The sequence below is a fragment of the Bradyrhizobium septentrionale genome (assembly GCF_011516645.4).
In the GTDB taxonomy this organism is placed as follows: Bacteria; Pseudomonadota; Alphaproteobacteria; order Rhizobiales; family Xanthobacteraceae; genus Bradyrhizobium; species Bradyrhizobium septentrionale.
Window position 1 is genome coordinate 704,278 of the sequence record NZ_CP088285.1, and the last position, 25,366, is coordinate 729,643.

Consider the following 25,366-nt stretch of genomic DNA (forward strand, 5'->3'; position numbering starts at 1 on the left):
CAGGCCGTTCAAACACGCAGATCTCAGACGCGTCTCGCTCAAGACTACGGCTGCGGCCCCTCGTCCGCTGGCGATAGGCTGTAAGTTGGTCGGCCCATCCATTGCCCGAAGACCGGTGATCCGGCGAAATGAGTTCATTCATTCGTCAACGCCGCTGGAGCTAAATGCCATAATGATAGTATCCCGCCTAACCAACTCGTTTCCTGAAATGCAGTTGATTCCTTAGACCCTTGCTCCCGGAAGGGTGTGTTAGGGACAAGACGCAGCTTCTCCGACGCAATTGTAATTGGTACGCTTTCTGCGAACCAACGAAAAAATCTGATTTGTATCAGACCCAGCGCATACTCGGCGGTTCTAACGCGGTGGACAAGCCATTGGCATTCGACAAGGCAAGATCGCAACGAACCGGGTCCAGAACGACCGAAGCAGAGCTGACGTTGTAGATCGAGGCGACTCTTCAGCTAAGCCTTCAGCGCTCGCGAAAAGCGCGTTCGAACTGATCTGTGAGCGGTTTCGTCAGATATGACAGCGCGGTTCGTGCTGACGTCTCGATGAAGGCGTCGACCGGCATCCCGGGAAGCAGCTTGTGATCGGCAAGCCGAGCGAGTTCGCCGCTGTCGGGAGTAATACGAGCGGTATAGTAGAACTGTCCTGTTTCCTTGTCCTGGGTGGCATCCGGAGACAACCGGGTCACCACTCCCTCCACCTCCGGCGTCGTGCGCTGGTTGAAAGCGGTGAATCGCAACATGCTTTTCCGTCCGATCTTCAGCTGGTCGATATCTGTACTTGGGATATGAACCTCGACAGACAATAAATCGCTGCTGGGAACGACCAGCATCAACTGTTCGGCCGGGTTAACCACGCCGCCGACGGTATGGACGCTGAGTTCGTGAATGATCCCGTCGATCGGAGCCCTGAGTTCGACCCGCCGCAGCTGATCCTCAGCCGCGATTTTTCTTTCCTGCAGCTCTGCGATGCGGCCCTCGACCTCACGCAGCTCTTTTTGCGCGTCGGAGAAGCGGTTCTGGTCAACGGCGAGAATCTTGAGCCGCGTTTCCGCGATCTCGCCACCGATTTTGGCGATTTGCGCCACCAGTGTTCCGATCTCGCCCTCAATCCGGGTCTCGTCGCGCTGCAGGCTTAGCACGCGTGTTACCGGCAGCAGATTTCGCTTATAGAGATCATTGACTCGCGATAACTCCTCACGAATCAACGCTACTTCGCGGGCCTTGGCGGAGTTCTGCAGCGTCAGCCCCTTGACCTCGTCTTCGTTCTGCTTGATCCGCTCGCCGAGTTGCGCCTTCTGTCCGTTCAACGATCCCAGTCGCGCATGAAATAACCGCCGCTCTCCGCTGGCGACCCGCTCCGCTTCCTGGCCGGATGCTGTGAAGCCGGGTGGGAACTCCAGGTCGTCCCGATCGTCACGCTCGGCGGCCAAGCGCGTCTTCCGGCCAACCAACTCGGTCAATTGCGATGTGACGATGCCCAGCAAGGCGCGCGCCTGCGTCCCGTCCAGCTTGACCAGCAGATCACCGGCGGAGACGCGACTGCCGTCTCTTACGAGAATCTCTCCAATCACCCCGCCCTGCTGATGCTGAATCTTTTTGCTGCTGCCGTCGACCACAACGATCCCATGCGCGATTACGGCTCCCGACAGGGTCGCCACGCTGCCCCAACCGAAAACGGCAAGTGCAACCAGGCCGGAAAGAGCCAGGCCGGTAGCAAGTGGACGCCGCAGCTCGGCGACATCCACCGGCGAAGCCGCCGGGCGGGCTCCTGTCGAGCGCCGCAAGTTTTTGTTCAGGGCTACAACCGAAGCCGTCATGCCGAAATCACTCCGTTTCAACTCATCAACTGACAGCGGTCCGAACCGGATGGACCAAGACCTTCTTCAGCACCTCGTCTTTCGGGCCGAATGCGCTCAATCGCCCCGCATTGATCATGGCGACGTGATCGACGGAGTTGAGCGCGCTGGGCCGATGCGCAATGACAAGCACGATGCCGCCACGGTCCCGAACGCCCTGGATTGCCGCTGACAACGCGCATTCACCTTCGGCATCGAGGTTCGAGTTGGGCTCGTCGAGAACGACCAGGAAGGGGTCACCGAACAGCGCGCGGGCGAGCGCGACGCGCTGGCGCTGGCCCGCGGAAAGCGCCGAGCCATCGGGGCCGACATTGGTCTCGTAGCCAACGGGAAGGTGGAGGATCATATCGTGGACGTCGGCGGCCTTGGCCGCCGCGATGATGGCCCGGCTGTCCGGCTCCTCCTCGAGGCGGCAGATGTTCTCTGCAATGGTCCCTTCGAACAGCGTAACGTCCTGCGGTAGATAGCCGATATGCTTGCCCAATTCGTCGGACGTCCAGCCATCGAGCTCGGCGCCGTCAAGGCGAACGGACCCATGCAGCAGCGGCCACACGCCGGTAATTGCACGCCAGCGACGATTTGCCTGCCGCGCTGGGACCGATTATCGCCAGCGCCTGGCCGGACCGCAGCTCAAAACCCACGTCGCACAGAACAGGACGTTGGGTACCGGGCACACACACACCGTTGCATTCGCCAGCGTCAGCCGCTCGACTGGAGGCGGAAGAGCCAACGACGACGCAGCGACCGTAAACCTGTCGAGCATCTTCGACAGCCGATCAAAACTATGCCGTGCGGCCAGAAAGTTGCGCCAGTGCGCAATTACCTGCTCGACCGGGGCCATTGCCCGGGAAGTGGTGATCGAGGCAGCGATGATTGCCCCGCCGGTGACTTCGCCGCGAATGGTCAGGTACGCACCCAACCCCAGGATGGCCGATTGCAGCGTCAAGCGCAGGAACTTGGAGACGGCAGCCAGCTTCGAGGTCACGTCGCCCGCCTTGACCTGCAGCGTCAGATAACTTTGGTTGGCCCTTTCGAACCGATGGACGGCGCGGCCGACGAATCCCATCGCCTGCAGCGTCTCCGCATTTCTCGCGTTGGCGTCGGCTATCGCCTTACGAGCGGCGTCAGCGCGCGCGCTCGCCCGCACCTCGTGGCGCGACAGCAATTCGGACAGGAACGTGAGTAGGACGAGGAGCAGCACCCCCGCAAGGCACATCACCCCGAGCAAAGGATGCAGCAAGAACACAACAGCGAGATAGAGCGGCATCCAGGGCAAATCCAGGAAGGCGACCGGACCGCCGCTGGCGAGAAAGGTACGGATCGTGTCAACATCGCGCACCGGCTGCTGCGCCGTCGATCTTGACGCACCTTTGAGGGGCAGGTTGACGGCCATGGCTTGCACCGAGCCAGCGACGCGGCGATCGAACAGAACCGCAGCGCGGCCCGATGCCTGGTTGCGCAGCAGGTCGAAGACGCCATAGAAAGCGTACAGGACGAACATCAGGACAGACAAAGATACCAGCGTCGGCACGCTGTGGCTCGCCAATACGCGATCATAGACCTGAAGCATGTAGAGGGAACCGGTCAACGTCAGCAGGTTGATGATCCCCGATATCACTGAAACAGCCAGAATCGCACCGCGAAAGCCCGCAAAGGCCCCGGCAAGATCGGAAGTTTGGTTCTTGGGCTGATCGCCCGGCTTCTTCGGCAATGTCCTGTACCTATTGCAATAGAGAAACGACACGTGCCGGAGCACTGATAGATCGGCGTCCGGCAATTACTCGGCTGCTCCTCTCTCCCGCTGGTCAGCTATCAAACGAAATGGATGTCAGCGGTGGCGCTGGCCTTGAGCATCGACAACGTCACATTATTCAGCGTAATCGTGTCTGTTGGATCCAGCGTGATCAGCACATTGCTGCCTTGTTGCACCACAGTAACCGGCCCACCCGCGGCGTTGAGGGCCGCCCCATTGACAAGGGCGGTCTCGGTCGTACCGGCGGCGAACATGGACGACGATAGCTCCAGAAAATCGTGGTTGGCGTTGGTCATATTGGCCGTGAAATCGGTGATCACGTCCTTGCCGAAGCCGGCATGATTGAACACGAACGTATCGGCGCCGTCGCCGCCGGAGAGCCTGTCGTTCCCCACTCCGCCCTCCAGGTGGTCTTTGCCTCCATTGCCGAAGAGCGTGTCATTGCCGATGCCGCCTGTGATGGTGTTCGCCAGACCGTTGCCATTGCCGGTGAAGTTACCGGTTCCGAAGTGAGTCAGATTCTGCACGTTGCCCGGCAATGTGTAGCTGGCGAGCGTGGTCATCACGGTCGCGTTCGTGCTGCCCGCCGTCTCGTTCACGGTGGTCGAAGAACTGGTGACGGTGAAGGTGTCTGCGCCGCCGCCGCCCCTGAGGACCACATTGGCGAGACCGGCATCGCCCAATGAATCGGCGCCCGCTCCGCCGGTGATCTGTTCGCCGGCCACTGTTGCCGTCGCGGTGAAACTTTCGCTGCCGGTATAGACCAGCCTCTCGACGTTGGCTGGCAACTGGTAGGTCGATAGCGTCGTCTGCACGGTGTCCGTGCCGTTGTTGGCGGACTCTGCGATGATGGTGCCAGGGTTGCTCACGATGAAGGTATCGTTACCCGCGGCGCCGAGCAGCTTGATCCCGCTCTGGCCGTTGTCATTCAGAATGTCCGCCCCAGCGCCGCCGTCCAGCGTCTGGTTAGCCGCGCCGGCTGTCAGGGTGTCAGCACCTCCAAGCCCCGAAATGATCGCGCCCGTCATCGAGCTCGTCAGCGCGTCATTGCCGGTGGTTCCGTTGACCGCCGTCGGTGGAATCCCCGTGCTGCCACCGAGTTGCGCGGCCGTCAGGACGAGCCCGCCGTTGAATTGGAACAACTCGAAATTGCTGAAGGTCGTGGTGCCGTCCGGCGAACCTGCCCTCGTATCGGTCAGGCTGAGGCTGCCGTCCGGATTTGCGGCGACCCTGTACTGCGCGAACTGGCCGGTGAACAAGGCGGTATCGGTGCCGTCGCCGCCGTTGAGAATGCTTGTGCCGTCAAAGCCACTGAACGTGTTGCCCAGCGCGTTACCGGTGGCGGTGATGCCGGCGCTGGCCGTGTAGACGAGGTTCTCCGCATTGTTGGGCAACACATAGTTTCTAAGGTTGGTGCGAACCGTGTCCGTACCGGCATTGGTTTGCTCGACAATAACATCATTCGCCCTTGTCACGACGTAGGTGTCGTCGCCGGCTCCGCCGCTCATGGTATCGACGAGGCTTGCCGCAGCGGCTGTACCTGCGTCGCGAAGCGTGTCATTGCCATCGGCGCCGTCCAGGATGGTGTTGCCGCCGATGCCCGCCGTCAGCGTGTCGTTGCCTGCCAGCCCGAGGATGATCTGGCCTGAGTTAGCAATGGCGGAGCCGGTCAAGACGTCGTTGCCCGGTGTTCCCATGACAACGGAAAACGCCAACTGGGCCTGAGTCAGCACAAGGCCGTCGCCAAACTGGAAGTTCTGGATGTTGATATCGGTATCCGTGCCGTCGGGCGCACCTGCACGCAGGTCGGCCACGGTAACGCTGCCGTCTGCATTCTGCGTATAACTGTAATTGTTCACGATGCCGGAATAGACTGCGGTATTTGTAGCGCCACCGCCGTTGAGGACGTCGTTGCCACCTCCACCGTTGATGATGTCGTTGGCCGAGCCACCAAAGAAGATGTCGTTGCCGCTCGACGCGACAGCGGCCGCACCGTCCGAGACCGTGACATTATGCTGAACCTGCACACCCTGTGGTGAACTCGTAGAGACCGCCAGTAGCCCGTCATTGAATACCAGCGACAGATCGGCTCCGTTGAGCGTGGCGAGCGGTGCGCCCTGGATCGAGACGATATTCGCGCCCGGCGTCTTGACGTGAATGTCGACCACGCCGTCGCCTGTCATCGAGAAGGCCAGGTTCGCTCCGTCGCCGGTCACAGACAGGAGGTCGGCGCGCATCGGCAGCGCCTCGATATGCGTGACATCGTCCTGCGTCGCGCCGAGGGTGACTTTGAAAGTCCCGCCGCCGTACGGCAGAAAGATGCTGTCGCTGTCGTAGCCGTACCAGTTGCCGGCGTTCTGAATGACCTGACCGGCGGCGTTGGTGACGTTCAAGGCCATCCCGCCAAGGTCCGGCGCCGTCGGATCCGGCGTAATCGTCGCGGTGATGACGTTGCCATTGGTGGTTTCGGAAATCGTCGCCTTCTGCTGCGCGGCGATGCGGGCGGCGAGCGTCTCCATGGTCACGAACTCATAGCCCGCATTGTAGGCGTAGGCGATGAAGTCCGTGAACATCTGGGTCGTATAACCCGGATCACCGCCGGCGCCGTTGGTATCCCAATTGGTAGCGCCATAGTCGTGCCACGGCCATACGATGATCGGCGCCTGGGAATTGGCCGATAGCTGATTAAACAGCGCCTGCCAGTCGGCCAGCGCCTGCTCGGGTGTCTTGTTCTGAAACTGGATTTCAGTGAAGTCGAAGGTGATGTTGGGCGCGATATAGACCGAACCGGTATTGGTCGGATCAATATAGCCAAAGGCGTTGGGATAGCCGGCCCCTGCCCCGGTCCAGCCGCCGGTGACGTAGCCGGTGAGCCCGCCCGCCACGCTCTGGTAGTACTGCATGATCTGCTGGGACGTACTCACGGTCTCGGCGGCGCCGGGCACGGCCGCACCGGCGATCGCGACGCCGATCTGCTGCTGCAAGATCGTCTTCGATTGTCCGAACTCGTAATTGAAGGTCCAGTTGGGCGCCGAACCGTTGGCTGGCGGCGTGACGTAGAGCGTGTTGGTGTTCTCGTTCCAGGTGGAGACCGGTGGATTGATGAGGTGGGTATAGGAGTGATTGCCGATCTCGCTGCCCATCGCGACGATCGACCGATAGTAGGGTGCGGAAACCGCCCAGTTGGTGAAGTTCTCGTTGTTCGGATTGGCGTTGTCGCCGATGTTGGCGTAGTAGGTGCCGACAAAACTATATTGCTGTTTCCTCTGCTGCAGGATCGGGATCAGAAGGTCGTAGATACCGGCTTGGCCGCCTTCCGGCGAGACGTCGGACCGGAATTGCGACTGGTCCAGATCAGTGCGCGAGGCGACGATGCCGGCCATGCGGGAGGTATCTAGCGACAGGCTCGGCGTGGTGCCGAACACCGCATTCTGGATGGCGTGCTGCAGCAGGTTGCTGTCGCCGAGCAGGCCGGTGGTCGCGAACAAGGTGTTGGTGCCGCCGGTGGTCGTCTGCACTACGCCGGCGACAGAGGCTCCGCCCTGAACGTTGATATCCGCGAGCGTCGTGGCCGGCTGCGTGACGCCGGAGAAGGTCTGGTATCCCGTGTTGGTGTAGTAGCCCGCCGGCGTCCCAGCGAACTGACCGCTGGCGCCGCCGATGAGTTCGCCGGCCGCGTAGCCGGCCATGATCGGATTGTGATTGGCAAGCGCCGCGGGATCTGCCGTTACCGAATAGGTTGCCGTACCGAACCCGCCCAGCGTCACGTCCAGCAGCGCCTGCATGTTGGCGTAGGAATTGCCCGGCAGCGGCGCCCCGATCTCATCGTTGGTCAGGAAATTGCCCGCCGTAATGATCGGCACGTGATAGCCGTACACCACATGGCTCAAGGCACTCACGATCGAGGCGACCTGGCTCGACTGGACATTCTCCATGTCCGGGAAGATCAGCGCACTGTATTGCGAGAGCTTGGCAACATTGGTGAGGTCGGCCTCGGTCAGGAGGTCATAGGAGACCCCGGCAGCCGCCGCCTGATGCTGCGCCGCCATGAACAGATCGGCATAAGCGGTTTGACCAGCCGCCGAGCCGCCGAAATACAGCGCGGCGGTGGTCGCGGAAAAAACGATGCCGACCTTCTTGATGGTGTGATCCACCGGGACCAGCGTCGATGGATCGGTGATGACGTATTGCGGGTTGGTGAAATCGCCGGGCAGAGCCACCTCTCCGTTATTGATCAACGCGGCAAAGTTGATCGAGGTGGGTGCGGGACCGCCGGTCGGCGTCAGCAGCGCCTGCGGGATCGCGACTTCGACGCTTTCGCCATCGCTGGAAACGCCGAAATTGAGCGGCGCGCCCTTGTTGAGCAGGGTTTCTGTGCCGGCAGATGTGCGCGAGTACAGGTAGGGTTGAAGCACGGTATTCGCGTCGAGCAGGAACTTCACCTCATATTCAGCCCCTATTGCACTGCCGAAAACCAAATATCCGGTTGCAGCATTTTGATCCGTATTGAGATAGATCGAGGTATTAGCGGCGATGACCGGATCGGTCGCGACAGCCGCGTTGATGCCGACCACATAGTTCTTGCCGGTCGCATCGTCAACGAGCGCGCCATAGACCTGATAATTGGCGACAGTGTTTCCCGGTCTCTCGACAATGTCATTCAGCGACCAATCGGCGAATCGCCCATCGAGCGTCAAGTTTCCAATTGTTGCCGCCATTTGTGTGATCCCTCAAACCGTTTTGCGTCTTCCTTCGCCATGGCTATGACGTTGCGAGGCCGCATGACCTGATGCACGGAGACAATATCCTTCCGACGTCGCGCCGAATTATCGCGGGATTCGAAATGCTGCGATTGATCTGACTTCGACAAGGCGGGTGACCTGCCTCTTGTTGACGGCATACTAAAATGCAAAAGGAGCAAGCCTGTCCAACGGGAATCCCTGTTGCGTGTCAGACTTCGTCTCACATTCCTTGAGAGCGCTGGGTCTCAGCCATCGCCAAAGAGGCCATGCGCCGCCACAGACGAATTCCGCGCCCCAGTCAATCGAGTGGGCTCGCTTCTTGGACAAATGGGCCCGACTGACATCCGGAAACTCACTTAAGCGGCTCTCTTCCTAGTCATCTGGAACGCAAGTTCGTCACATTATATGATAGCTCGAATCTCTCTCGATAGAGGAGAGCGCTTGTGGCGAATGCGGGTGTGAGAGGCCGGCCGATCGAGCCGTTGGTGCTGAGTGCGCAGGAGCGGACGTACTTGGAGAGACAAGTTCGTCGTCATCGTATTGCCCGGTCGCTATCTGAGCGATGCCGCGCGATCCTGCGGCGTGCGGACGGGTTGCCAAGCAAGTCCGTGGCTGCCGAACTCGGCATCCACGAGCACACCGTTGGCAAGTGGCGCCGCCGGTTTTTGACGGATCGCTGTGATGGCCTGCTCGACGAGGCCCGCCCTGGCCGCCCTCGCACCATCAACGACGATCAGGTTGCAGCCGTGATCGAGCGAACGCTGCGGACTACGCCAGCCGACGCGACGCACTGGTCGATCCGCTCGATGGCTGCGGAGACTGGCTTTTCCCACACCACGATCCGCCGAATGTGGTCGGCGTTCGGCTTGCAGCCGCACCGTAGCCAGACATTCAAGTTGTCGAGCGATCCACTGTTCGTCGACAAGGTGCGCGATATCGTCGGCCTTTACCTGTCCCCACCGAACCGAGCCCTTGTCCTCAGCATCGATGAGAAAAGCCAGATCCAGGCGCTTGATCGCGAGCAACCGGTCTTGCCGATGATGCCTGGCGTGCCGGAACGTCGTACGCACAGCTATGTGCGGCATGGTACGACCTCGCTGTTTGCCGCGCTCGATGTCGCCTCAGGGTTCGTCATCGGCAAATGCTACAAGCGCCACCGAGCAGTCGAGTTCTTGAAGTTTTTAAAAGAGATCGATGCTCAAGTTCCTGAAGGCCTCGATGTCCATATCGTTATGGATAACTACGCCACCCACAAGACACCCAAGATCAAAGCGTGGCTCACCCGCCGGCCTCACTATCATGTCCATTTTACGCCGACTTCCGCGTCGTGGATCAATCAGTAGCGCTGGTTCGCTGAACTCACCAGAAAGCAAATCCAGCGAGGTGTTCACACCTCCGTCAGGCAGCTCGAGGCCGACATCCGGACCTTCATCGACCTGCACAACCAAAACCCGAAGCCCTTCAAATGGACCAAGTCCGCAGACCAGATTTTGGCTTCCGTCAAACGCTTCTGCCACAAAGCCCAACAGACATTATGTGGCGAACTTTAGATTCACGTGACTAGTGTCCTGAATCATAAGTTCGGCAGACTCCAAATCGGCTCGATCATGGCGGACTCTCCTGATTTGGGGAAGGATTGGTCATGGGTCGACGGTTTGCCTCGCTGGGGCTCGATGAGGTGGAACGCGCTGAGTTGACGTCGCTGGCGTCGCGCCGAAGCACGGCTCAGGCGTTGGCGCTGCGGGCTCGGATCATCCTGGCCTGTGCCGTAGGCGAGCAGAGCAAGGTCGTGGCGACCCGCCTGGGCATTGATCCGGACACGGTCGGCAAGTGGCGTCGGCGCTTTGCCGAGCATCGGCTGGGAGGGCTTTGGGAGCCGCGATCGGGGACGCCGCGCTGCGAAACCGGAACACGTCCTTCGTGATTGACGGCGAGGCCGTGCTCGGCGTCGACGGCATATCAGTCCCGCAAGTACATGACGAGATGCAGTTCTACGCCTTCGATATCCTGGCGAAAGGCGGCGAGGATCATCGCAAACTGTCGCTATCGATGCCCAAGATCAACCTGGTGCGGCTGTTAGCGCGTCGCGTCGACGGGATCTTCCAGCGACTTCGAGCAGGGCGAGATCGGCCCCGACCTGTTCCGCTACGTCTACCTGATGGGACTGGAAGGGCTGGTTTCCAAGCACCGCGAGCAGCCGCGATCCGTCAATCTGAGTTTTATGGCGCCATCAGCAATAACCACTGAGGCAAGCGAGCCGCTGCGTGGCACGTCAACGGGTTCGGTAGGAGTTGCGTCAGACCCGAGTCTGAATAGGCGTTCTGAGGCGTCGCGACTGTGCCGGCCTGGATCACGAAGAGCCGACAGCCAGGCGCAGCCTTGCCGGTCAGGTCGAATTGCGGGGTGAGACTGAAGCCAGGGACGGTGCCGGCGGCCAAAGCCAAGGACGCCAACAGAAGTAACGGCGAAGCAGTGACCGTCGCTAAGCCGATCATACGAAGAAACTTGCTGCGCATTCTTATCCTCGCATGCATCTAACGTGCTGCGAGCCTAAGAGACTGCCGCTTTACTGGTCTATGCGAGGTCCGCGGCTTTTGCGGTCAAAGATCATCATCCGAAGATTGTTCATTCTGTTGATTTTGCGAGCCACCCCATGCCGGCTCGGGTGAACGGACGTTTAACCATGCATAGGAGGTCTTCCCGCTCGGGGAAATTGGTGGGTGCCAGCCTATTTTAACCCTCAGTGGTCTGGGTTTGATCCACCGCAAAGGTTCTCACCCAAAACTAGTTAATGATGTTTTCTATCACCGGGCTCCGGTTCGGCCGTCGCCGGTGACTGAGAGTGTTGTGCTCCCGCCGTTAAAGAGCTATCGCCAAATTTTGGTGACGGCGCGGCCGGTCAGGCGGCGGCGGTTATGGGCTGACGGTCAGTCGGTTTGGCGATGACCTCGATCCCATCGTTGAATGTCACACCGAGAACGAGTTTTGGCAACTGGTTGTGTCCGTCGAGCCGTCGCCAGCTTTTCTGTGCGCCCTCAAGCAATTTGAAGACCATTGCTAGGGCGGTCGTGTTGGACAGGCAGCCCTTCGATCGGATCGTGCGGTGGCGCACGGTAGCGAAGGTGCTTTCAATGGGATTGGTAACCGGTATGAGATTTCTCGGTGCCGATGTTCCGCTGCGATATTCAAGATCGTAGCGTATGGTGCGACCATCGGGACAGAGGCACCGGGAGCACGAAGGTGCGGGCAGGCCGATGCATACGATGAGCCGCGAGCTCGAGTTAGTAGCTGGCCGCCTCTGCGACTCGCCCGGTTGCGCTGAGAGCGCGAATCCGTAGTTGTCGTGTCGCCCGTAGCTCCCGTCATGTATTCTGATTGGCAGGAGGTGCGAATGCGACGGGTGATTGGCATCGACGTCCACCGAACTTTCGGGGAGGTGGTGGTTTGGGAGGACGGCAGGCTCAGACATGCGGGCCGCATTGATATGACGCGGACTGCGTTGGAGGGATTTGGCAAGACCCTGCTGGCCAGTGATGAGGTGGTGGTCGAAGCGACCGCCAACAGCATGGCGGTGTCGCGGGTTCTGGCGCCGTTCGTGGCACGGGTGATTATCGCCAATCCGCTGCAGGTGAAGGCGATCGCCCAGGCTCACGTCAAGACCGACAAGATCGATGCCGGCACGCTCGCCAGTCTGCAGGCGGCCGGGTACCTGCCGCAGATCTGGACGCCTGACGCGGAGACCGAACGCAAGCGTCGGCTGGTGGCGCGGCGCTACCAGCTCGTGCGGCATCGCACGCGGCTCAAGAACGAGGTGCATTCGATCCTGCACGCGCACCTGATCCCGAAGTGCCCGCATGCCGATCTTTTCAACGGCCGCGGCCGGGCGTGGTTGGCCGCTCAACCGTTGCCAGACGATGAGCGCGCGGCGATCGATCGGCACGTCCGCGAGCTTGACCGGCTGGCGGAAGATCTGGCCCTGCTCGACCGCGAGATCGCGCAGGACGCCATCGACGATTCCGCGGTCAACAGATTGATGACGATCACCGGCGTCAACTTGGCGGTCGCCGCCGGCATCGTGGCGGCGATCGGCGACATCAGCCGGTTCAACAGCCCGCAGAAGCTGGTGAGCTATTTCGGGCTGAACCCGCGGGTGCGGCAGTCCGGACTGGGCGCCGCCCATCACGGCCGCATCAGCAAGATCGGCCGCAGTCACGCGCGCGCCATGCTGGTCGAGGCGGCCTGGGCAGCGGCCAAGGCGCCCGGTCCACTGCATGCGTTTTTCCTGCGCATCCGCGCCCGGCGCGGCCATCAGATCGCCGCGGTGGCCGTGGCCCGGAAGCTCACCGTGCTTTGCTGGCATTTGTTGACGAAGGGCGAGGATTACCTGTGGGCGCGCCCGGCACTGGTCGCCATCAAGACCCGCGCGATGCAGCTTCAAGCCGGACATCCGCAACAGAAAGGCAGCCGGCGTGGGCCAGCGTATGCCTACAACATCAAGGCATTGCGCGACCGCGAGATGTTGATTGCCGCCCAGGCAGAGCAAAGCTACGAGCGCTTGGTGACGCAATGGAAACCACGGCGGCCAAAAACCGGCGCGCGGGCGCCTCAGCTCGGCAGGACAAAATAGGGCAGCCCGGTGACGCTTGCAGCCGATGCGCCACGCTTCGCCACGAGGTCGCCCGCGCCCACCAAGGATAATCCCGCCTGACGGCAAGGGCCAGCCAGGAATGCAGTCCCGTTCCACGCCAGCATGCCGCCGTGCTCGGGCCGGTCAAGGCCAAGCCTTGCGGTGGCCGCAAACGCGGCCAGCCTTGACCGCCCCTGCGCGCGGCGGCTGCGAGATCGGTGGCCGGGACGGAAGAATGGCCCGCGGCGCAGCCGAACAAAAGAATGGACGTACGCGATTTCTGCAATCGTCATCTCGGTCATGAAAAAATCGCTTGTCCATCTCATCCGTGGTCCGCAGGTGTTTCCAGTGTTCGGCCGGGAAGTCGTAGAACGCCAGTAGCGTGTCCCGATCCTTGCTCAGGCAGTCGGCCGCCTTCTCGTATTTGGGCGTGTAGCTCTCGATGAAGGCGTCGAACGCCAGCTCGGCGGCGGCCTTGGTTTCGGCCATCCAGATCTCCTGCAACGCGCGTTTGGCTTTAGGCTGCTGGCTCTTCGGCAACTTGGCGATCACGTTGGCGGTCTTGTGTACCCAGCAGCGCTGCTCGCGCGTTTTCGGCCAGACCTCGCCGGCGGCCTTCCAGAACCCGAGCGCGCCGTCGGCGATGGTGAGCCGCGGTGGCACGCCGAGCCCGCGCCGCTTCAGGTCGAGCAGCAGATCGCGCCAGTCCTGCGCGCTCTCGCGGGCGCCATCGGTGAAGCCGACCAGTTCCTTGCGGCCTTCCGGCGTCGCGCCGATCAGCACCAGGATGCACTGCTTTTCGTCTTCGAGGCGTGCTTGGAGATGGATGCCATCGGCCCAGATGTAGACGTAGCGCTTCGCCGACAGATCGCGCCTCTGCCACGCGGTGTGTTCGTCAAGCCAACCGTCCTTCAGACGGCCGATGGCGGATGCCGACAACCCGGCAGCATCCTTGCCGAGCAGCGCCGCCAGAGCCTCGGAGAAGTCGCCGGTGGAGATACCCTTCAGGTAAAGGATCGGCAGCAGCGTCTCGATCGATTTCGAGCGGCGCATGTAGGGCGGCAGGATCGACGGAGAGAACCGGATGCGGTCGGGATCGGTAGCCTCCGCCTCGCGATCGCGTACACGCGGCTGGCGGACGCCGACCGGACCGATACCGGTCATAACCTCGCGTTCCGGCAGGTGACCGTGGCGCACGACGCGCTGGTGGCCGTCCGCAGTCTTCAAATCGGCATGCTTGCCGAGAAAGTCCGCGACCTCGGCCTCGACCGCCTGGGCCAACAGAGCACGCGCCCCATTGCGCAAGATTTCGGTGAGTTGATCGTCGACGTTTCCTGGCTGAATCAACTTGATGATGTTATCTTTGGCCACGGCATATCGCTCCTTCGGTGGAGAAGTGGAGGCGTCAAGCACCCCCACGATATGCCGCCTTCCCGATTCCCGCCGTCACCAACTTTCAGCGATAGCTCGGCGTTAAATGCGGTGACGTATGCGCATATCCGAGCCCGCTTGGGCCAATTGCTTTAGGCATCTATCGAAATGCCCCGGAGACAATTGGTGTGCCCTTCAGTTTCCGAAGTGCGCCGGATGCCCGAATGCCGCCGCGTTGCCTCATCATTCAGTGGGCGCGCTTGAAGACCCGATGGAATCGGACGAGATCAAAGGGTGGCTTTGCGGGCTTAAGCCATACAGGGATTTCTGTCGCCATCAAAAAGTACGGCCCCCCAGAGTGGGTAGGGTCCCGATCCACTGCTGATGCAGTACCGTCAGCCCTCGTTAGCCTTTTCGAGCTGACTCCGTGGGGCTTACCAGCGGGCAATGTGGGAAGGCCGCGCAAACTATGACAAGCGAAAACGCGCCTTCAAGGCCGATTGAAGCCGCGTGGGAAGCGGTGACACTCGGTGAGGCGGCCAACGTCGCGCTAGCCATCTGGGCCGCAACAGTCGCGGCCCACATCACCGCAGCGTCGGTGTATTTTTGGCGGGAGCAGCGCAGCCCGGCATGGTTGGCCGCTCTTGCGATTTTGGCATACTGGCCGATCTTGGTGCTGATCACATGTCTCGGCCTTGCTTTTAAACATCTAATCCGGCCTCTGATTGAGCAAGTCAAACGGAGAAGGCCCGGCACCAAAAGCCGCCCATTAGTAAGGGCGCCTCAGTTGGCGGCCTCTTCGTCATCATCGACGTCGTCGCCGTATTCAAATGACAGCTGAGTTGGTTCAGTAATCGTGGATGCAATCGATCAAGCTTTGCTTTAAAGGCCGTTTCGATTCGGCGCGGGTCATGGACAAACAACCGATACCCGTCGGTGAACAGATCATCACCATCGTCTTGCTGGTGATCTTCGCGCTCGTGATTTGGTACGGCGCCATGATCTGAGACTTCTTTCTTTGGAGTGGGCCTTGTCTAGCCAGAGAAGCCTTTGGCGAAATTGATCACTTCACCCCATCGAGACGCGTGTCGACCCAGCCGACCTTGCTGCAGGCGGTGCATTTGAGGTGCGCCGAGATGTCATACAAATCCCAGAATTCGGGCTCAACGCTGCCCGTTTAAAATACACACGGGCAGCGTTGGCTCTAGCCCCAGGATGTAAAGTGCAAAATCCTGACGAGTAGAATACTGCGCAGGCGCGCAATCGTTTCGTACCTCGGAGGGGGTAGCTCGCTGATCGTTGTTCGTAGGAACGAATCGATACGGCAAGAGTCGGCGTTCCAGCTCGCAGTCGCTCCTCAGCCCCTGGGAGTAGCGATCCCTGGCGCTGTGACTAACGTCCGGCGCTGGGGGCGCTGGTTAGCTGTCGAAGCGAATTCGGAACATCAGTCGTCAATCTCGCTTAATGACCAGGAGATCGTAGATTGAGCCTGTAAGATTTTTAAGCGGTATCCGATATCCGTCTTCGCCTTCGTGGTGGACAGTGTCTTGAGCCACGCGCTGGAAAGCACCTAGGTCGTTCGAACCATTACCGGCGGGCTGGATTGAGAATGTACGATCATCGACGATTGTAGTGCGGTGCAGCCTCGATCCCTTACGAAGCTTATCGAAGTAGCTCATTCGCATCCTCTCCAGAAAACAATCCAAATAGCAAAAGCGGCAATACCTTATTTGGTTCCGTTCCTGCGGAGGAACCTCGGCCTTGTAACCATGGTGGTTATCTGGATGGTCTTCTTCCAACCTGAAGCGGTGGCGTCCTTCTTTCACGCTTGGGCTTTTGAGACGCGCTGGGAGCAGGCTGCTCAGTAAGCGGCAAAGAAACCCCGTCTGGCGGAGTGGTAAGCGATCGGCTATCGGCTGCTGAGTTTGTGAGCCGATGTGAGCTTCTATGTCTGCGCCTAGTTCTGGAACTAGAACCTTCCATATGATCGAAGCGGTCGCCGACCGTCTTGAGGGAGCGCCGCGGCAGCTTCGCCGACGCTGGTCGGACGAGTTCAAGGCGCAAATTGTGACAGAGGCGCTGGAGCCTGGCGCGAGCGTCTCGGCGATCGCCCGCCGGATCGGCATTCACCCGTCGCAGCTGTTCGCTTGGCGCCGTGATGCTCGGGCCGAGCGGCATTATCGCTCGCGGCACTCGAGTTGCGAGGGCGTGGTGGCGTCTGTGGCAGGCACAGTGATTGAGATTGCCATTGGCGAGGTCGTCGTGCGTGCCGGCGTGGACGTCGACGAGGCGCACTTGCAGCGAGTGATCCGGGCGGTGCGTTCGGCATGATTCCCTCGGGCGTGAAGGTGTTCCTCGCCAGCCATCCAGTCGACTTCCGCAAGGGTATCGATGGCCTGGTTGCGCTTGTGCGCGATGCGGGCTCAGATCCGTTCGACGGTGCGCTTTATGTCTTCCGGGCCAAAAGAGCCGACAGAATAAAGATCGTATGGTGGGATGGCTCCGGCGTGTGCCTCTATTTAAAACGTCTCGAAAAGGCGAAGTTCTGCTGGCCGCGGATCGGGCATCATCGGGTGCAGATGAATCCTGCGCAGTTGATGGCACTGGTGGATGGAATGGACTGGAAGCGGGTCCGGACCGTGGCGGTCAAGCCGCCGGAGATTGTTGGGTAAAAGCGCTGCGGCGAAGTGAATCAGTGAGCTGAAAAGGCAAGAGAACCGGGGCAAAATGTGCTTGGTCGGGCCAATGACGCCGCCCGATCTCAACCTCCCGAATGACGTAGAGACGCTGAGAGCCATGGTGCTTGCCCTGGCCGAGAGGGCGGCCCGCGCCGATGCTCTGGAGAGCGAAGTCGCCGATCTCAGGGTGCGCAACGCCGATGCCGATGCGCGTATCGAGCGGCTGACGCAGATCCTGAAGGCCTTCGACCGCGCCCGGTTCGGCCGACGATCGGAAAAGCTCGGCTCTGCGAACGGCGACGATGAACAGCAGGCCTTTGTCTTCGAGGAAATTGAGACCGGCATCGCTGCAATCAAGGCCCAGGTCAGCAAGGGCCGTGAGCAAGCGGATGGCAAGCGTGCACCGCGTCGGCGCAAGGGCTTTGCGCCCCATCTGGAACGGATCGAAACCGTCATTGAGCCGGAAGACCTTGCTGAGCATGCCGGCAAGCAGAAGGTGGTGATCGGCGAGGACGTGTCGGAGCGTCTGGATGTGGAGCCAGCGAAGTTCCGTGTGATCGTCACGCGCCGTCCCAAGTATGCCTTCAAGAACGCGGACGGCGTAATCCAGGCGCCGGCTCCGGCCCATATCATTGAAGGAGGCATTCCGACGGAAGCGCTTCTGGCCCAGATCGCGGTCGCCAAATACGCCGATGGCAGCCGCTCTACCGGCAGGAGGCGATCTACGCGCGCGATCATGTCGAGCTCGACCGCCAGCTGATGGCGCAATGGATGGGCAAGCTCGGCTTCGAGCTCGAGATCATGGCCGACTACATCTTCAGCGAGGTCAAGAAGGCCGAACGGGTCTTTGCCGACGAAACCACCCTGCCGACGCTCGCTCCCGGCTCCGGATCGACGAAAACGGCCTACTTATGGGCCTATGCCAGAGATGACCGCACCTTTGGCCGCAGCGGTCCCCCGATGGTGGCTTATCGCTTCGAAGACAGCCGCTCCGGCGAATGCGCGGTCCGCCATCTCAATGGTTATCGGGGCATCCTGCAAGTGGATGGCTATGCCGCCTATAACAAGTTGGCGCGCGCCGATCGCGGCAATGATGGCATCACATTGGCTGGCTGCCGAGTAGGCGGGGGTGTTGCCATCCCCGCCCCTCACAGACCCGGACGAGCGGATTACCCGCATCCGGTTCTTCACGCGCAAGCTTCGCTCACGAGACGGCAGCATATTGGTGGACGATCTTGGCTGTTGGCAGTGGGTATCGCGCGAGCATGGCCCGGAAGCGCGTCCACGGCAGATTGCTGTGGCGGCCACGCCGTGCGAGCCATTTCCTCCATATCCGCGTGACTTGGTGGTGGTACCATCTGATGCGTCGGCCGTTTCCGGAGATGCCGTAGTAGGCGCAGTGCCCCCGGATTACCCGTGACAGATGGGCGTGCTGCTCCCTGAACGAACAGTGCAGGTTTTGCCGACACCATTCCATCACAGAAGCCAGCGCGCGTGCGTAACGGTCTTTTGCCGTTATCTGACGGACGACATTCTTGCCTTGCCTCGACAGACCCCACACGTGGGTGAAGCCAAGGAAGTTGAACGTGGTCCCCGCCGTCGCAGGATGACGCCCGCCTGGGCGTTTGAACCGGAAGTCTACGAAGCGAGTCTTGGTCGGATGGAGTTGAAGCCCATACCGATCAAGCCGCTTGGCCAACACGTTCAGCAATCGCTTGCCGGACAGGTGGTCCTCAAAGGCAATCACCGCATCATCAGCGTATCGAACCAGTTGGCACCGCCCCTTGAGCCGCGGTCGCGCCACCTGCTCGAACCATTCGTCCAGCACATAATGCAGGTAGATGTTTGCAAGCAGTGGCGAGATCACGCCGCCTTGGGGCGTTCCAACAGTCGTGCGGCGCAGGATGCCCTTTTCGAGCACCCCCGCCTTCAGCCATTTATCAATCATCCTCCGGACGACACCGTCCGTGACTCGCTGGTCGAGGAATCGGCGCAAGTGTGCGTGGTCGATGGTGTCGAAGTATTTCGAGATATCGACGTCCACCACCCAGCGCAGCCCTTGTTCCATGAACCCGGTACGTAGAGCGTGCAGGGCGTCATGGGCCGATCGTCCCGATCGGAACCCGTACGAGCACGGCAAGAAGTCCGTCTCGTAGATCGGCTCTAGCAGCAGGAGAATCGCCCGCTGCGCCACCTTGTCTTCCAGTGTCGGGATGCCCAGCGGCCGTTCCGTGCCATCCGCCTTGGGGATGTAGTGCCGTCGCACCGGCGGCGCGATGTAACGGCCGGATTTGATGCGCGCCAGGAGATCATCAAGATTGACCTCCAAGTTCGCCTCATAGTCCGTCGCCATCATGCCGTCGACGCCGGGCGCGCCATCCTTGCGCGTCAGACGATAAGCCTCGAGCATCCATTCACGGTCGATCAGGTGATGCAGCGCGGTCAGCACCCGCTCGGGATGTTGCCTCGCCAGATCGGCTATCCATTGTCGTTTCGTGGACAGGTTTGCGGGACTCAGGGTTCCCTCCCGTGTTTCTCGTCAATGGGTCTTAACGCGTGACGGCTCCCTTCCCTCCAGCGGGTCCCGGTGAGCCCAGTTCCCCGCCTTCCTCGGTACTACGAAGCCGCTACGACTTCCCGCCGCGCATGTCCGTCAGCTTATGTCTTCGCCTCGGGATTCCACATGCCTTGGTGTTTCGTGTTCGCGTCTGCGCTCCCGATGTTCGCCAAGTCGGTCATCGGGCCCGGAGCATTGTTCAGGCCGGTGCTCCTGTCCGGCCGATTCATGTGGACACAAACGGGACCTCTCAGGTTTCCTGGTGGCCCATCCCGTACCTTTGCCCTGCTCTGAGACCCCGGCCGAACCGGTAAGCCTGACCATAGCGGCTTTCCCAGTGCTGCCCCCGGATCCAACACGGCGAAGGCTTCAGCACGACCATGATTTCGAGGCTGCCACAGGGCTTCAGTACCCGCTGTCTACGCTTCACGAATGACGTTGCCGTCACCCATGCAAGACTCGCTTCCGGCTGGCGGGCTCCGCCTTTGCCGCGAGGGCGTCGAACCCTCTGGGTCACGTTGAAAGGTTTCAGGTCACATTCTTCCTCCTTTCCAGGACTTATCCTGACGCAAGCTGGTCACACAGCAGACGCAAGTTCTACGAGCTGCATGTTGCAGGAAGCTCGAAAGTGGCAACGACGACGGTCGAGCGGATGGCAAAGCTCTGGCAGGTCGAGAAGACCGTGCGCGGTCAAAGTCCCCACGCACGCGTTGCCGCGCGTCAGCAAGCCTCCGCGGCGGTCGTCGCAGATCTCTTTGATCTCTGGCAGCAGACCTTGCGGCGGATCTCCGGCAAATCAAAACTGGCCGAGGCAATCCGCTATGCCGTCTCGCGCCGTGCCATCTTCGAGCGCTTCCTGACCGACGGCCGCATTGAGCTCGACTCCAACATCGTCGAACGCGCCATCAGGCCACAAACAATTACGAGAAAGAATAGCCTCTTCGCTGGCAGCGACGGCGGCGGACGAACCTGGGCGACCATCGCGACACTGCTGCAGACAGCGAAGATGAACAACGTCGATCCGTTCGCCTGGCTCACCCTCACGCTTCAGCGCATCGCCAACGGCTGGCCGAGCAGCCAGATCGAGGCGCTTATGCCATGGAACCACGCCGCGTGAACGGCCTCAGCTTGCCGCTTACGCTGCTCACGATCTCCAGTTTTCTGAAAATGGCGCGCGGCCCCCAATGTCGTGCCAGTTAGGCGTAACGTGCACTGCGCCGGCCACGCCGCTTGCCGCACTAAGCCCGATTTCTGAAAGTTAGGCGCTCGACTCGATGCGATTTGTCGCAGAGGGCAGGTCGTTTTGATGGGTTAAATTGACGGAAGGGCGGCCTGGCCAGATGAGAGACTCAGCCCGATGTTGGAGGTTTTGAGCACATGGTCCGTTGAAGCGCTTGCCATTGTCGTCGTTTTTGCGTTGGTGGCGTCGGCCGTGGTGAGGCTTATGCAGGGCCGGAAGCCGTGACGAACGCACTGGGTGTGTGTCGCTCTCGCAACGTCACACTTGTTCCCTTGAGTGCAACCAGCATTTCGACTCCATAACGGCCCCGCGCTGGCGCTTGATAAGCGCAGACCCCGGGGTAGGATTTTGCCTCCAAGGAATCTTCAATCCGGGCCGGGAGACCGCTGTCCAACGTCAGCGGTCTCTTCGTATTTGCTTTGGTGACATTCGATGCCGACGTCCTAGGCCTTTGTCCGTTGTCGGCGGCTGATCACACAAGGCCAAACAGGCCGCCACCATCAGCGCGGCTCCCGCGATGATGAGCCAGTGCGGTAATTCCAGCCATCCCATTGCGGTCTTAATCATGTCCGCTCACTTTTTTTGCCATCCTAAATCAGCCAGACACGCCCTTGGCGAAATTAATTACCTCGCCCGAGCCCCGGGCTGAGTAGGCGGCGCCCAACGGTTGAGGCGTCACAATCTTAATTCGCCTGTGCGAGGGCCTAGGACAGTACCCGATTTGGCGAGATTAGACATTTGAGGCCGGCCCGCTCGAAATATACAGCAACCAGCGGATGGTCACGATTCCCCATGTGGTACTCGAACAGCGCTTCGGCCTCTCCGTCGAGGAGCATCTGAAGAGCGACACGGGAAACAGCCCAATTGCCCCCCGCTATCCGCCTTCCGATGCCGTGCTCTTCGCACCAGTTCCGCAACGTGGAGTGCGATCGGCCAGCGAGCTTGGCTGCGGCACTGAGGGACAAGGCTTCCCGCCGATCGAACGGCCGGAGAATGACGCGGGTCACGTAGAAGTCCAAGCCATCGCCCATCTGTTCGCGAAAGCCCGCAACGTCACGGGCCGGCATTCCCTTCGGTGCATTCTCTTCCCAGGCGGGGATGAAGCGAGACATGCCGTCTTTCAGCAGGAACGACCTGACCTGTTCCATGCCCGCGGCCGTCTCGGCAGCTTCGTGTCCGCCACGACCCGACAGCCACTGTTCGAAGCACAAAGCCGCCGCCTTTACGGCATCTCCTCGCGCCCACGGCAGTATCTCGTATAGGGTTGCTCTCTCGCCACCAGCTGCAATGAGCCCAAAGCGCTGCGCTACACGACCGACCTGCCCGTCAGCTCCGGGTGGCACGTAGGTGTCACAGAGCTTTTCACTACATCCTTGACGGTCCTTCGAATTTCGTCGATCTCGGGAACGATTGCGCCGAGGTACTGTCGCGATGCGACGCCGTAATGCTGTTGCGTTGCAGTCTTTAGATGGACCGCAAGCGCATCAGCCGAACCGAATTCGTGCAGCTGTTCGAACATGCCCATGCCGGCGCCAGCATCGGCCGCCACATCCACGATTCTGATCTGCTGACCGGCTGCTAACCGCTTACCGCGTCCATCCTCAGCGACCTTATCGGAGAGCCCGATCTCCCCCGACGATAGGAACAGGACACGCCACTTAGCTGCTCTCCGGGCCGAGCCGTCGCGCGTGCTGCGCGACTTGCCCGAGCCATTGGCGAGCATGTAGGCCGCCTCGCCAGCGTCTTTTGGCGCCAGCTGGGAAAGCTCGTCCAAGCAAAGCAACGTGTCGCAATGCGCCATTGAGACGCCCTCGAGCCCGTTCGCCGTCGAGCGCCAAGATCTGATATAGCCGTTCGTACCGCCGCCGCCCCAGACGCTGCCAGCAACGTGCAGCGCCGTGCTCTTGCCGGTAGACGATGCGCCCTTGAAGTGGATGCCACCTCCTTCAACCGCGCAGGGGCCAACCAGGGGACCGGCGAATGCCGCTGACAGAGTTAAAACCAGACGGCTGTTACCAACGGCATAGCGCGCCACGCTCTGCTGCCAGCTCTCCAAGGTCCCCGTCTGCCGAAAAGCATTCTCGTGCGCCGATGCACTCTGCAAAAGCAAGAGGTCACGCTGATCGGCCCCGAAGCAATCGTCCGGCATGACGAACGAATTGCCGTGCCAGCCGACGCGCTGGGTAGCACGAGCTCGGTCAGGCGACTTTACCTGCAGGAGGAAAGAGTTGAACAGGTTACGTGCCGTCTGGCTTGGCGAGATGAAAAAGCCTCCCTCCATGAGGATGCGGCGGGCTTCTGAGCCGTCTCCGGCCAAGGTGGCACGGGGCAGTGCGAATTTATGGTCGCGTCCGTCATGGTCTTTCCAGTGCAACAACACGCCCCAACTGGTGCCATCCGGATCGCGCGTTTCGGCCAGCACATCGAAGTGACCGGCCACCAGGACCACCGGCTTATCCATTTCGTCATGGTTAGCCAAGCCGTGATGTAGCGGCGAACGGTTGGCTCAGCCGAATCGACGCCCTTCCTGGCCCACTCGTTCATAACGGCCTCGCCGAGCTGACTCTTGCTCGGCAAACGCTTATTCGTGCGACCCGGTAGACCGTGTTGCCTCACCAAGCCAAGGGCATATTCCTTGACCGCATCCCAATCATACTCGAGTGGGCGACCGCCCTTGTCGCGCTCCCTAGCTTCAATATTGGCATCGGTCCGGCGCCAGAGTAATACCAGTCAGAGAACGAGCCGGCGTCGATCAACAGGGCGGCCCAAAAGCCATCCGGCTCCTCAAGAAAATTGACATCATCAGCCAGGCCGGGGATGTACGGACCAAACGGAATGCGGCGCGTCTTTCCTGTTGGCACAAAAACCAGTCCATCGTCGAACCAGCTCATGGCGTTTTCCTGCGCCCAAGCCTCGGCAGGTTGGTCGTATCGCCGTCCGGTCTCGGCAAATTGCAGAACGACCGCAATTCACCGGCATTCAGCGCCGCTCGAATTAATTTTTGGCTTTCCTGATAAGCATTGAAGCGCTGTTCAATCGAGTCGTCGGGCAGTTCGCCGGTATTGCCGTCGCGAAGAGTTAGCTCGATCCCCTCGAGGGCTTCCCGAAGATCCTTGTAGTGTGTGCTTTCCCCAGCCTCTCATAGGCGTTTATCTCTGCGAGGGTCATCTTGGCGTGATCCCACAGGCGCTCGTCCAATTCCCGCGCTATCAGCAACACGGCCCTTTCGAGCGCGTAGAACCCCTTCGGGACAAAGTCCGCCATCTGCACTTCCGCTCGTGCTTCCGCATATGGACGACGCGGCAGGCTGGTGCGGACCAGCTTTTTGGGAGCGACCCTAGCCGCGCCGATTCCTGATCAGGCCCTTCTTTGCTGAACGGCCTTCGGTTTGCTCCCAGTCATGGTACCGTCGATATGGCGCGCAATCTTGTCTGCGGCTGCCAACATCGCCGAATCAATCTTGTGAATGTAGCCCTCGGTTACGCTTGTCCCCGCGTGTCCCACCATTCCCTTGATCGTCGGGATGGTGAAGCCTAGATCCTCTGCTGTAGAACTGAAGGAGTGCCGGAGGCCGTGGCACGTAATCCCATGCACTTCCGCCGCTGATACCTTCTGCAACCAGCGCGTCAGACCCGTGTGATGCTTCTTGTGGTTCGTGATGGCGGAAAGACGTATCTCGATCTCGATTTGGCAGCTGCGGCAGTCAGAATTTTGATGACCGCCGCGCCAACCGGCCGGATGCTCTCGCCTTCCTTGGAGTTCCCGAGACGCAAGGCCATGCCGGTGCTATCCACCTCGGTCTTTAGCAGTCCTTCGATTTCATCTAGCCGGCAGCCGGTCAGAGCTGCAACACTGCTCGCCATGACACGCTGCCAGTGATGACCGTTCGTCTCCGCGACGGCCAGGCACTTGCCCAACCGACGATACCCTGCTTCGTCGAGACGCCATTTGCGGTTTCCATCCTTGGGTCGAACAACGCCGTTGATGGGATTGTCGGGGCGGTAGCCTTCCTTGACGCCATAGCTGAATATTCCACCAAGCAATCCCATGGTGCGGGCAGCTGTCCCCTTCCCGCCCTTTACAATCGCTCGGCCTAACCCTCGCGGAGAAGGCGCAGGCCCGGCAGACGAAGTTGAGTGCGAGCCAGAAGCAGAAACAATCACGAGGCCACCGCCTCAAAAGGGACGATCCATAATCGGCTGTGTGTTCCGCTGTCCGGCGGGACTGTTGTCAGTTGACGATGCCGTTCCCGTTGCAGTGGTAGCATTCACGGTGGATTGACTCTTTCACGCACGCAGCGTTGCGGCAGTCATAGACAAAGTGCTGGTGCAGAGGGGCACACCGCGCGCAATCCACCAGCACGTCAATCTTGATCTCCCTGAGCCGTTGCATCGTCCGCAGGGCCGAGCGTCCGTCGAGCTTGCCGAGCACATCGGGCTGTTCCCTTCGTCTGCGTGGTCCTGGATCGGACATACGCGGAAGAGCGACAGCGCTCTTGGTCAAAGGCTGGTCATTTTGCCAGAGCAGCTTCATG

Annotated in this window: 18 protein-coding genes and 5 pseudogenes; 9 read left to right on the top strand and 14 right to left on the bottom strand. The window is 60.6% G+C overall.

The genetic code is table 11. The features are described from left to right. Positions 1-469: 469 nt before the first annotated feature. The 4 genes from HAP48_RS05275 to HAP48_RS05290 all read right to left on the bottom strand — a co-directional run bounded on the left by HAP48_RS05275 (position 470) and on the right by HAP48_RS05290 (position 8,335). Positions 470-1,825, bottom strand: a complete 1,356-nt coding sequence (locus HAP48_RS05275) for an HlyD family type I secretion periplasmic adaptor subunit (RefSeq protein WP_166214508.1) — start codon at positions 1,823-1,825, stop codon at positions 470-472. Positions 1,826-1,850: 25 nt separating this feature from the next. Continuing rightward, a complete protein-coding gene (locus tag HAP48_RS05280; protein ID WP_338028995.1) occupies positions 1,851-2,426 on the bottom strand; it encodes an ATP-binding cassette domain-containing protein in 576 nt (191 codons plus the stop codon). Between the two features lie 39 nt (positions 2,427-2,465). Beyond that, positions 2,466-3,575 carry an ABC transporter transmembrane domain-containing protein gene (locus HAP48_RS05285; protein WP_224496916.1) on the bottom strand — a complete coding sequence of 370 codons (1,110 nt, stop codon included), beginning with the start codon at positions 3,573-3,575 and terminating at the stop codon, positions 2,466-2,468. A gap of 101 nt (positions 3,576-3,676) precedes the next feature. After that, on the bottom strand, positions 3,677-8,335 hold the full coding sequence (locus HAP48_RS05290; RefSeq protein ID WP_166214507.1) for a hypothetical protein: 4,659 nt from the start codon (positions 8,333-8,335) through the stop codon (positions 3,677-3,679). A gap of 467 nt (positions 8,336-8,802) precedes the next feature. Between HAP48_RS05290 and HAP48_RS05295 the strand changes: the two are divergent. From HAP48_RS05295 to HAP48_RS05305, 3 genes and pseudogenes are all read left to right on the top strand, one after another. Further along, positions 8,803-9,909, top strand: a pseudogene (locus HAP48_RS05295) (IS630 family transposase). 92 nt (positions 9,910-10,001) lie between these two features. After that, the gene (locus tag HAP48_RS05300; RefSeq protein ID WP_165125850.1) at positions 10,002-10,283 is read left to right on the top strand and encodes a helix-turn-helix domain-containing protein; all 282 of its coding nucleotides are present in this window, start codon (positions 10,002-10,004) and stop codon (positions 10,281-10,283) included. Continuing rightward, positions 10,280-10,606 (top strand): hypothetical protein, encoded by a 327-nt coding sequence (locus HAP48_RS05305; protein ID WP_156928992.1) that lies wholly within the window; start codon positions 10,280-10,282, stop codon positions 10,604-10,606. Before HAP48_RS05300 ends, HAP48_RS05305 begins: the two co-directional genes overlap by 4 nt. A 652-nt stretch (positions 10,607-11,258) precedes the next feature. Here the strand turns inward: HAP48_RS05305 and HAP48_RS05310 are convergent. Further along, positions 11,259-11,501: pseudogene (locus tag HAP48_RS05310) on the bottom strand (IS256 family transposase); the annotation flags it as partial. 267 nt (positions 11,502-11,768) lie between these two features. Between HAP48_RS05310 and HAP48_RS05315 the strand changes: the two are divergent. After that, entirely contained in the window at positions 11,769-12,986 is a 1,218-nt protein-coding gene (locus tag HAP48_RS05315; protein WP_224497085.1) for an IS110 family RNA-guided transposase, read from the top strand. Between the two features lie 273 nt (positions 12,987-13,259). Here HAP48_RS05315 and HAP48_RS05320 read toward each other — a convergent pair. Beyond that, positions 13,260-14,357, bottom strand: a pseudogene (locus tag HAP48_RS05320) (IS256 family transposase); the annotation flags it as partial. A gap of 860 nt (positions 14,358-15,217) precedes the next feature. Here HAP48_RS05320 and HAP48_RS05325 point away from each other — a divergent pair. Then, positions 15,218-15,364, top strand: coding sequence for a hypothetical protein (locus tag HAP48_RS05325; protein ID WP_165123002.1), 147 nt, complete (start codon positions 15,218-15,220; stop codon positions 15,362-15,364). A gap of 444 nt (positions 15,365-15,808) precedes the next feature. On the opposite strand, the gene HAP48_RS05330 is transcribed toward HAP48_RS05325, so the two are convergent. Continuing rightward, positions 15,809-16,036 carry a hypothetical protein gene (locus tag HAP48_RS05330; protein ID WP_029084570.1) on the bottom strand — a complete coding sequence of 76 codons (228 nt, stop codon included), beginning with the start codon at positions 16,034-16,036 and terminating at the stop codon, positions 15,809-15,811. Positions 16,037-16,340: 304 nt separating this feature from the next. On the opposite strand from HAP48_RS05330, the gene HAP48_RS49920 reads away from it, so the two are divergent. The 3 genes and pseudogenes from HAP48_RS49920 to tnpC all read left to right on the top strand — a co-directional run. Then, positions 16,341-16,688: a transposase gene (locus HAP48_RS49920; protein ID WP_029085231.1), complete on the top strand. Its 348-nt coding sequence runs from the start codon at positions 16,341-16,343 to the stop codon at positions 16,686-16,688. Beyond that, entirely contained in the window at positions 16,685-17,029 is a 345-nt protein-coding gene (gene tnpB / locus HAP48_RS05340; RefSeq protein ID WP_165125830.1) for an IS66 family insertion sequence element accessory protein TnpB, read from the top strand. Before HAP48_RS49920 ends, tnpB begins: the two co-directional genes overlap by 4 nt. A gap of 73 nt (positions 17,030-17,102) precedes the next feature. Next, positions 17,103-18,151 (top strand): annotated as a pseudogene (tnpC, locus tag HAP48_RS05345) (IS66 family transposase); the annotation flags it as partial. Positions 18,152-18,239: 88 nt separating this feature from the next. On the opposite strand, the gene ltrA reads toward tnpC, so the two are convergent. After that, on the bottom strand, positions 18,240-19,484 hold the full coding sequence (ltrA, locus tag HAP48_RS05350) for a group II intron reverse transcriptase/maturase (RefSeq protein WP_224496549.1): 1,245 nt from the start codon (positions 19,482-19,484) through the stop codon (positions 18,240-18,242). Positions 19,485-20,166: 682 nt separating this feature from the next. On the opposite strand from ltrA, the pseudogene HAP48_RS05355 reads away from it, so the two are divergent. Then, positions 20,167-20,709, top strand: a pseudogene (locus HAP48_RS05355) (IS66 family transposase); the annotation flags it as partial. 827 nt (positions 20,710-21,536) lie between these two features. On the opposite strand, the gene HAP48_RS05360 reads toward HAP48_RS05355, so the two are convergent. From HAP48_RS05360 to HAP48_RS05390, 6 genes are all read right to left on the bottom strand, one after another. After that, on the bottom strand, positions 21,537-22,043 hold the full coding sequence (locus tag HAP48_RS05360; protein ID WP_224496917.1) for a hypothetical protein: 507 nt from the start codon (positions 22,041-22,043) through the stop codon (positions 21,537-21,539). A 95-nt stretch (positions 22,044-22,138) separates the two neighbouring features. Then, complete coding sequence (locus tag HAP48_RS05365; protein ID WP_166202926.1) at positions 22,139-23,293, bottom strand: DUF927 domain-containing protein; 1,155 nt, start codon at positions 23,291-23,293, stop codon at positions 22,139-22,141. 151 nt (positions 23,294-23,444) lie between these two features. After that, positions 23,445-23,723: a hypothetical protein gene (locus HAP48_RS05370; RefSeq protein ID WP_029084985.1), complete on the bottom strand. Its 279-nt coding sequence runs from the start codon at positions 23,721-23,723 to the stop codon at positions 23,445-23,447. A 187-nt stretch (positions 23,724-23,910) separates the two neighbouring features. Further along, a complete protein-coding gene (locus tag HAP48_RS05375; protein WP_029084986.1) occupies positions 23,911-24,096 on the bottom strand; it encodes a hypothetical protein in 186 nt (61 codons plus the stop codon). A gap of 362 nt (positions 24,097-24,458) precedes the next feature. Then, entirely contained in the window at positions 24,459-24,881 is a 423-nt protein-coding gene (locus tag HAP48_RS05385; RefSeq protein WP_029084988.1) for a site-specific integrase, read from the bottom strand. 181 nt (positions 24,882-25,062) lie between these two features. Next, positions 25,063-25,365, bottom strand: coding sequence for a hypothetical protein (locus HAP48_RS05390; protein WP_166214506.1), 303 nt, complete (start codon positions 25,363-25,365; stop codon positions 25,063-25,065). Between the last annotated feature and the right edge of the window lies 1 nt (position 25,366).